Annotated in this window: 2 protein-coding genes; both read left to right on the plus strand. The window is 73.2% G+C overall.

The window, feature by feature from the left end:
- Positions 1-305 (plus strand): polysaccharide deacetylase family protein (locus ABZ484_RS38730; RefSeq protein WP_358870639.1); only part of this gene is annotated, 305 nt, incomplete at its 5' end.
- Positions 302-1,135: a polysaccharide deacetylase family protein gene (locus ABZ484_RS38735; RefSeq protein WP_358870640.1), complete on the plus strand. Its 834-nt coding sequence runs from the start codon at positions 302-304 to the stop codon at positions 1,133-1,135. The genes ABZ484_RS38730 and ABZ484_RS38735, both read left to right, overlap by 4 nt.
- Positions 1,136-1,198: the final 63 nt, after the last annotated feature.

The following is a 1,198-nucleotide window of genomic DNA, read 5'->3' on the forward strand; positions in this document are numbered from 1 at the left end:
TGGAGGACCAGTTCGGCAAGCGCCCCGAGCTCCTGCGCCCGCCCTACGGCAACTACAACCAGGACACCCTGGCCGCCGCCAAGGCCTGCGGCATCAAGTACGCGCCGATCTGGAACGAGGAGGTCTTCGTCGACCACTGGGAGTTCCGCGAGGAAGACCAGCGGCTGCGCCCCGGCGACATCGTCCTCACCCACTTCCGGGGCCGCAAGGAATGGAACGGCACGATGGCCGACGACATGCGCCGGTTCCTGAACTACGTGACGGCCAAGGGGTTCGCGGTGGCCCGGCTGGAGGACTACCTGTGACGCTGCGGCCGTGGCACCGGCGCACGGCCGCGCTCCTGCTCGCGGCCGCACTGCTGCTCCTGGCCGGCTGTGCGCCCTCCGTCGACCCGATCGAACGGCTGGGCCGCAAGGCGGCACAGCGGGTACGGCCCGAGGCACCGGCCGCCGGGCAGCCGTACCGCCGCTGGGGCCTCGCGGCCCCGCTGTCCCCGCCCCCGCACCCGCCGGCCCGCCCGCTGCGCCTCAGCACGCGGGACTCCGCCCTGCCCCCGGTCCTGGACCACGTCCGCACCGACGACCGGGTCGTCTTCCTCACCTACGACGACGGCGCCGAGCGGGACCCGCGGTTCGTCGACATGGTCCGCGAACTGCGGCTGCCGGTCGGCATGTTCCTCACCGACAGCGTCATCGGGCCGGGCTACGGGCACTTCGGGCACCTGCTGTCGGCCGGCGCGGACCTGGAGAACCACACCCTGGACCACCCCCCGCTGCGCGGCCTGCCGTACCAGGCCCAGCGCGCGGAGATCTGCGGCCAGCGCGACAAGCTCCACGCCCGCTTCGGCGTCCGCGCCCGCCTCTTCCGCCCGCCCTACGGCGCGTACGACACCACGACCCTGCGTGCCGCCGCCGACTGCGGGGTCTCGGCGGTCGTCCTGTGGCGCGCGTCGATGAAGGAGACCGACCTGCACTTCACCCACGGCCCCCACTCCCTGCGCCCCGGCGACATCCTCCTGGTCGCCGCCACCGACGACGACCTCGACGGGCCACCCCTGCGCACCCGCACGACCCGCCTCCTGAGAAGAATCCAGGAGGAGGGGCTGACGGTGGGGAGGCTGGAGGACTACCTGTGAGGCTCTGTGCGGGCCGGCAGCCCCCAGGGCCGGTCACCGCAAGGGACAGCACCTCTCACAGAC

This window comes from Streptomyces sp. NPDC006393, assembly GCF_040628575.1.
In the GTDB taxonomy this organism is placed as follows: domain Bacteria; phylum Actinomycetota; class Actinomycetes; order Streptomycetales; family Streptomycetaceae; genus Streptomyces.